Annotated in this window: 3 protein-coding genes and 7 tRNA genes; 8 read left to right on the top strand and 2 right to left on the bottom strand. The window is 52.0% G+C overall.

The genetic code is table 11. The annotated features are described in order from the left end of the window. Window positions 1-13: 13 nt before the first annotated feature. From PEH01S_RS05155 to PEH01S_RS05125, 7 genes are all read left to right on the top strand, one after another. Window positions 14-88: transfer RNA gene (locus PEH01S_RS05155), tRNA-Gln, on the top strand. A gap of 5 nt (window positions 89-93) precedes the next feature. Beyond that, a tRNA-Lys gene (locus PEH01S_RS05150) sits at window positions 94-166 on the top strand. A gap of 48 nt (window positions 167-214) precedes the next feature. Then, window positions 215-297: transfer RNA gene (locus PEH01S_RS05145), tRNA-Leu, on the top strand. A 5-nt stretch (window positions 298-302) separates the two neighbouring features. Beyond that, a tRNA-Gly gene (locus tag PEH01S_RS05140) sits at window positions 303-377 on the top strand. An 11-nt stretch (window positions 378-388) separates the two neighbouring features. Beyond that, a tRNA-Arg gene (locus PEH01S_RS05135) sits at window positions 389-465 on the top strand. Window positions 466-487: 22 nt separating this feature from the next. Then, window positions 488-564 (top strand) — tRNA-Pro (locus PEH01S_RS05130). Between the two features lie 28 nt (window positions 565-592). Then, window positions 593-663, top strand: a tRNA-Gly gene (locus PEH01S_RS05125). A gap of 70 nt (window positions 664-733) precedes the next feature. On the opposite strand, the gene PEH01S_RS05120 is transcribed toward PEH01S_RS05125, so the two are convergent. Beyond that, window positions 734-1,552 carry an SDR family oxidoreductase gene (locus PEH01S_RS05120; RefSeq protein WP_127484173.1) on the bottom strand — a complete coding sequence of 273 codons (819 nt, stop codon included), beginning with the start codon at window positions 1,550-1,552 and terminating at the stop codon, window positions 734-736. 56 nt (window positions 1,553-1,608) lie between these two features. Beyond that, window positions 1,609-3,354 (bottom strand): alpha-glycosidase, encoded by a 1,746-nt coding sequence (locus PEH01S_RS05115; protein ID WP_127484172.1) that lies wholly within the window; start codon window positions 3,352-3,354, stop codon window positions 1,609-1,611. A gap of 507 nt (window positions 3,355-3,861) precedes the next feature. Between PEH01S_RS05115 and ppc the strand changes: the two genes are divergently transcribed. Next, complete coding sequence (gene ppc / locus PEH01S_RS05110) at window positions 3,862-6,651, top strand: phosphoenolpyruvate carboxylase (RefSeq protein WP_127484171.1); 2,790 nt, start codon at window positions 3,862-3,864, stop codon at window positions 6,649-6,651. The last annotated feature ends 310 nt before the right edge of the window (window positions 6,652-6,961 follow it).

Genomic DNA, 6,961 nt, shown 5'->3' with positions numbered 1-6,961 from the left:
GCATTAACAATATTGGGGATTAGCCAAGCGGTAAGGCAACGGACTTTGACTCCGTCATGCCTAGGTTCGAATCCTAGATCCCCAGCCATGTATGAGCCATTAGCTCAGTTGGTAGAGCACCTGACTTTTAATCAGGGTGTCGTAGGTTCGAGTCCTACATGGCTCACTTTCTTTTATAGCTGCGGAGAGTATGCTTTGAATCGTTGCTGCATAGGCGCGTATGGCGGAATTGGCAGACGCACCAGACTTAGGATCTGGCGGGAGACCGTGGGGGTTCAAGTCCCTCTACGCGCACCATAGTTGCGGAAGTGGCTCAGGGGTAGAGCATCGCCTTGCCAAGGCGAGGGTCGCGGGTTCGAATCCCGTCTTCCGCTCCACTTCACAGTTTGTGCCCTTAGCTCAGCCGGATAGAGCGTTTGACTACGAATCAAAAGGTCGGGAGTTCGAATCTCTCAGGGCACGCCATTTCATTAATCGCTTGACATCTCGGGACGTAGCTCAGCTTGGTAGAGCACCTGGTTTGGGACCAGGGGGTCGCATGTTCAAATCGTGTCGTCCCGACCATTCATTTGTTAATGAGTTTGTTTCTTATGCGGGTGTAGTTCAATGGTAGAACTCCAGCCTTCCAAGCTGGTAGCGTGGGTTCGATTCCCATCACCCGCTTATCGTAAAGAACCGTGCTAGAGCTTATTGCTTTAGCACGGTTTTTCTTTTTAATACGGTATAATCCGAATTATCCCCGCAGCAAAGATTCGGCGCCGTCAATGTAAATCTCGGTCCCGGTAATGTGTGATGATTCGTCTGAAGCGAGAAAGAGAATGAGCTGGCCGACTTGTTCGGCGGAGCCGGGGGCTTGCTTTAACGGGTGATCCCCTTCCGGGAACTCGACGGGGATGCGAATATGTTCTACTTCCGGGCGCCTGCATGTATTCTCGTCAATCTTGGTCTCAATTGCTCCTGGACAAATCGCATTAACCCGAATCCGGTATTGGGCGAGCTCGAGCGCGGCCATTTTCATAAAAGCGATTTGGCCGGCTTTGGTGGTGCTGTAGGCACTAAAGCCAAAGTTGGAAAAGACACGATTCCCGTTAATGGAACTCGTAATAATGATACTTCCTCCGTATTCTTTCAGGTGCGGAATGGCGTACTTTACGGTAAGAAATGTTCCCTTTAAGTTAATGTCGTGCACTTCTTCCCAATCGGAGACTTCCATATGCTCAATGGCCGTAAGCACACCGTTGATTCCCGCATTCGCCACCACGACGTCCATTCGGCCGAATCGGTGGACAGTTTCGTTTATGGCCGCGTGAATTTCGTCAGGGATCGAGATGTCCGCCTTGATGGATAGAGCTTCACCATGCTTGGTTTCAATCTGCTGCTGAACCTCATCAAGCTCCTCTTGATTGCGTCCGATCAAACCTACTTTTGCTCCATGAGAGGCCAGAAGCAGAGCTGCAGCTTTGCCTATTCCGGAGCCGCCGCCCGTAACGAGCGCAACCTTATTCCGCATCCGTTGATTGCCGTCTTTATTTTCTATATAGGGTCGATGCATATCGGTTTCCTCCTTTTTTCTAGCTTTAGGACTGTGCGTTTGAACAAAATGTGATATTAAAGATAACGATACAAAATGCGATAACCGAGGGGGTCCAGCTTAATGTTCATTATGCCGTCCTCCGGGATTACGGTTTCCCCGGAAAGCGCGTCTTTCCAATCGTCCGTTTCCATCGGATGCGACAGAACCGTTTCTTCTTCGGTATTGTTCATCCAGACAGTGAAGTGCATCTGGTTGTTCAGCCGCTCGTAAATAATTCGCGGATCGCCGGGCTCAGCTTTGAGAAAGCGAAAGCTTCCTGTTCGAAGGACATCGTAATCTTTGCGAAGCGCAATGAGCAGCCGGTAAAAGTCGTACAGCTCGTTGTCCTGCTTGTCCGGATCCCACTCCATGCACTTGCGGCAGTCCGGATCGGGCCCTCCGGTTAACCCGATTTCGTCCCCATAGTAAATACACGGCGTCCCCATATACGTAAGCAGAAACACGACGCACAATTTGACTCTGCGTTTGTCTTCCCCCACACAAGTTAGTACGCGCGGCGTATCATGGCTGCACAATAGGTTAAAAATAACCTCGTTCGTCTGCTGAGGATAACGCATAAGCAAGAAGCCCATACTGTTCGCGAACGTATACCCGTCCATGGCGGATTGAGAGAAAAACTCCAGTACTTTGCTGGAAAAAGGATAGTTCATCACGGAATCGAACTGGTCGCCGAGCAGCCATTTCATCGAATCGTTCCATACTTCTCCGACGATGTAAGCGTCCGGGTTGGCGGCTTTCACCACCTTGCGGAAGTCGCGCCAAAAATGGTGGTCGATCTCGCTGGCCACATCGAGCCTCCAGCCGTCGATTTGGATCTCTTTGATCCAGTACTCGGCAACGTTCAATAAATACTGCTTAACCCGGGGATTCGCCGTGTTGAACTTGGGCATATGCGAGAAGAAGCCGAACGTATCGTATGTGGGAATGCCGTCCCGAACTTCCAATGGATATTTGCGGACGTGGAACCAGTCGGCATATTCCGACTTTTCACCATGGCGGACAACATCCTGGAACAAAGGGAAATGCTCGCTGCAATGATTGAACACGGCATCCAGCATGACACGGATACCCCGGGCATGACAGGTATCGACCAATTGTTTCAGCGTTTCGTTGCTGCCGAATTGCGGATCGACCTTTTTGTAATCAAGCGTGTCATATTTATGGTTGGAGGGAGAATGGAAGACCGGCGTCAAATAAATGGCGTTGACCCCCAAGTTTTCAATGTAATCCAGATGGTCGATAATGCCTTGCAGGTCGCCGCCGAACGAATTGTCGGTGGTTGGCTGGCCGCCCCACGGTTCCGTATTGTCGGGATCGTTCGATGGATCTCCATTGGCAAAGCGTTCGGGAATGATCTGGTAAAATATCGCGGATTTTGCCCATTCCGGTGCGGCATACATATCGATCTCGTGGATATAGGGAAAATCGTAATAGCCGCCTGGCGGCTCAGGTTGTTCGTCATGGATGCCCGACTCCGTCATCCATACGCATTCCGAGCCCGCACTCATGCGGAAGCCGTAAGAGACGCGGCCGTATTTCGGTTTGACACTCGTCTCCCAGTAATCGAAATAAGCGTCCGAAGCGGTTTTCTTCATCGGGTATTCCGCGTAGGTCCGATCCCAGTCGTACTTGTCCCCGGTGACCGCCAAGATGTCCATCACATCGTCCCGTTTCGTGCGGACGCGCAGATGAATGGTATGTTTGTCGTATGCATAAGCCCAGTTGCTTTGGGACACGTGATAAAAGCACTCCCGAAGCATAGCGTCACTTCCTTCTCCACATAATTGGATTAGCTACCCTCCTATTAACCTGACGCCGACTTCGCTAAACAAGGCTTTCCGCAGCATTAGGAGTTCTGGGGACCATATGCCCGACAGTTTTTGTTAGCCGTTGATTTTGGTTAACCTATTGCGGCCGCTCTGAAGGTTTGTTATGATCGTTTATAATACCGATCGGGGTTGTCTGCTTTTAACGATTAAGGACATGAGTCGACAGCCGGAAGGTTGAAGGCAAGCTTCAAGCCGTAAGGTGCAAGCTGTAAGTTACAAGCGACAGAACTTCTAGAGCGGGAGCGCGCGTCGTCGCGAAACAAGTCCCGCTTTTTCCTCTCATGTTCTTCCCCGACTTATACCTATACCGCTTCTATGCGATCAATCCTATAAATTTACAAAGGTTTTTTTCGCTTTACCGCATAAATGGACTACATGGTTGACGAAGGTTGTGCTAAAATAGGGGTTATGATCTTGGCTTAGGGATGGAGGAGAACCATGTCGGATTCAGTCAGTTTGATCAACAAAAACACGTCCAACAATTTGCTTCGCCGCGATGTTCGGTTTTTGGGGCATATTTTGGGTGAGGTGCTGGTTCACCAGGGCGGCAATACACTGTTTACCATCGTAGAGAAGATAAGAGAAATGAGTAAATCGCTGCGCGCCCAGTTTACGCCGGAAATGTATGCGGAGTTTAAGGATACGATAAACGGCTTGGCTCCGGAGATTCGACATCAGGTCATCCGCGCGTTTGCCGTTTATTTTCAATTGATCAACATCGCCGAGCAGAATCACCGGATTCGGCGCAAACGCGATTATGAGCGTACCGCAGGAGAGAACGTGCAGCCGGGTTCGATCGAGGACGCGGTCCGTAAGCTGAAAACGCTTGGTACGCCTGCGGCAGAGGTCCGGGATATGATCGAGGGCATCTCGCTGGAGCTCGTAATGACGGCGCATCCGACGGAAGCGACCCGCCGTGCGGTGCTCGATATTCATCAGCGAATTGCGGCGGACGTGATGGAGCTGGACAACCCGAGCCTGACGTTCCGCGAGCGCGAGCAGCTGCGTGAGAAGCTTCTGGGCGAGGTCATCACCCTCTGGCAGACGGACGAGCTGCGCGACCGGAAGCCGACCGTCGGCGACGAGGTCAAAAACGGACTGTATTATTTTGATGAAACCCTGTTCGACGTGCTCCCTCAAGTGTATCAGGAGCTGGAACGATGTCTGCATAAGTATTACCCGGAGCAGTCCTGGCACGTGCCGACATTCCTGAAATTCGGCTCATGGATTGGCGGCGACCGCGACGGCAACCCTTCGGTCACCTCCAACGTTACGTGGGAGACGCTTGCCATGCACCGGGAGCTTGCGCTGCAAAAGTATGAGGAGCTGCTGACGGATTTGCTGAAGCATATGAGCTTTAGCAAAAATATCGTCGAAGTAACGCAGGAGCTGCTGGATTCGATCCAGCATGACAGGGACACGGTCGAGCTGCCGTCCGACCAAGTACTGCCTAACGAAAAAGAGCCTTACCGCATCAAAGTCCGGTATATGGTTGAGAAAATTCGCAATACGGCCAAACCGAACGTACCGGCAGGCAAAAAATACAGCGATCCACATCAATTTAAGGAAGATTTGCAAATTATCGAACGCAGCTTGCGCAATCATTATGCCGATTTCATCGCCGATGCCTATGTGCAAAAGCTAATTCGTCAAGTGGAGCTGTTCGGTTTCCATCTCGCTACATTGGACGTCCGACAGCATAGTAAAGAGCATGAAGCCGCGATGACGGAGATTTTGGCCAAGATGAGCATCTGCTCCGATTACGGCGCGCTTGCGGAAGAGCAAAAAATCAAGCTGTTGACCGATCTATTGAACGATCCGCGGCCGATTACTTCGCCTTACCTGCATTATTCCGAGTCTACGCAGGAATGCCTTGACGTGTATCGCGTCATTCAAAAGGCGCAGCAGGAGTTCGGCAGAAACTGTATCACGAGCTATCTGATCAGTATGACGCAAGGAGCCAGCGACCTGCTTGAGGTGCTTGTATTCGGAAAAGAAGCGGGCTTGTATTTGCACGAACCGGACGGCACCATCACCTGCACTCTGCAATCCGTCCCGCTCTTCGAGACGATTGACGACCTGCATGCGGCTCCGGAAATTATGACGACGCTGTTCCAAATTCCGGCTTACCGGAACAGCTTGAATAGTACAAATCACCTTCAGGAAATTATGCTCGGCTACTCCGACAGCAACAAAGACGGCGGCGTTATTACCGCGAACTGGGAGCTGCGGGTAGCGCTGCGCAGCATTACGGCGGCGGCGAAGCCGTTCGACGTGAAGCTGAAATTTTTCCACGGGCGCGGAGGGGCGCTTGGCCGCGGAGGCATGCCGCTCAACCGGAGCATCCTGGCTCAGCCGGCCGATACGGTAGGCGGCGGGATCAAAATCACGGAGCAGGGGGAAGTACTGTCCTCCCGCTATTCCATGAAGGGGATCGCTTACCGAAGCTTGGAGCAAGCGACATCCGCACTGATCAAAAGCGCGCTGTGGGCGCGGAACCCGCAGGCGGATCCTTCCGAGCCGGGTTGGGAAACGATTATGCGCGACATTTCCGAGCAGGCTCAGCAGAAGTATCAGGATCTGATTTTCCGCGATCCGGACTTCTTGACCTTCTTCAAGCAGTCTACACCGCTGCCGGAGATCGGGGAGCTCAATATCGGCTCCCGCCCGTCCAAGCGGAAGAATAGCGACCGTTTCGAAGACCTCCGGGCCATCCCATGGGTATTCGCTTGGACGCAAAGCCGTTATTTGCTGCCCGCTTGGTATGCTTCGGGCTACGGGCTGTACAGCTTCTACCAAGGGAATCCGGAAAACCTGCGTATCCTGCAGGAAATGTACAACAATTGGGCGTTCTTCCGTTCGCTCATTGATAACTTGCAGATGGCGCTCGCGAAGGCCGACCTGCTGATCGCCAAAGAGTACGGAAGCATGATCGAGGATCAGGCGATTGCCGAACGGATCATCCGTTTGATCGAAGAAGAATACGAACGGACGTCGGACCTGATTCTGAAAATTACCGGCCAACAGGAAATTTTGGACAATGTCCCGGTCATTCAAGAATCGATCCGTTTGCGCAATCCGTACGTCGATCCGTTGAGCTATATGCAGGTACAGCTCCTCTCGGAGCTTCGTCCGCTGCGCGAGCAGGGAGGCGACGATTCGCTCCTGCTCCGCGAAGTGCTGCTTACGATTAACGGAATTGCCGCAGGACTTCGCAATACGGGCTGATTGCTTGTCAACCTGCAAACCGAAAGCCGGGAGCTTGGCTATGCCGAGCAGCCCGGTTTTTCTCATGTCTAATTTCAGAGGGATGTCGGCGGCCGAAACCAGTGTCTTCTTTTATCGTAAGAATTTATGAATAATCCAGAATGGCGGATCTGCTAAAGCACGGATACGGAGGGGACCGGCACACAATTTCTTTTGGGAGAGACTGTACAGGCGGTGCAGTCGTTTGGTATGCTTTTACTAGTAGACGGAACGGTGATCGATGAAAGGTCAGGCGTTGTCCGGAAGAATCCGAATTTGACCGTTGGCAAGC

The sequence above is a fragment of the Paenibacillus ehimensis NBRC 15659 genome (assembly GCF_004000785.1).
GTDB lineage: Bacteria > Bacillota > Bacilli > Paenibacillales > NBRC-103111 > Paenibacillus_G > Paenibacillus_G ehimensis.
Note: the sequence above shows the minus strand (reverse complement) of the source record. Positions and strands in the feature narration are given on the sequence as shown.

What these genes read in the sequence shown, in the direction of transcription:
- PEH01S_RS05120 (WP_127484173.1), bottom strand. Translation starts at nt 1,552, where the DNA reads ATGCATCGACCCTATATAGAAAATAAAGACGGCAATCAACGGATGCGG.
- ppc (WP_127484171.1), top strand. Translation starts at nt 3,862, where the DNA reads ATGTCGGATTCAGTCAGTTTGATCAACAAAAACACGTCCAACAATTTG.
- PEH01S_RS05115 (WP_127484172.1), bottom strand. Translation starts at nt 3,354, where the DNA reads ATGCTTCGGGAGTGCTTTTATCACGTGTCCCAAAGCAACTGGGCTTAT.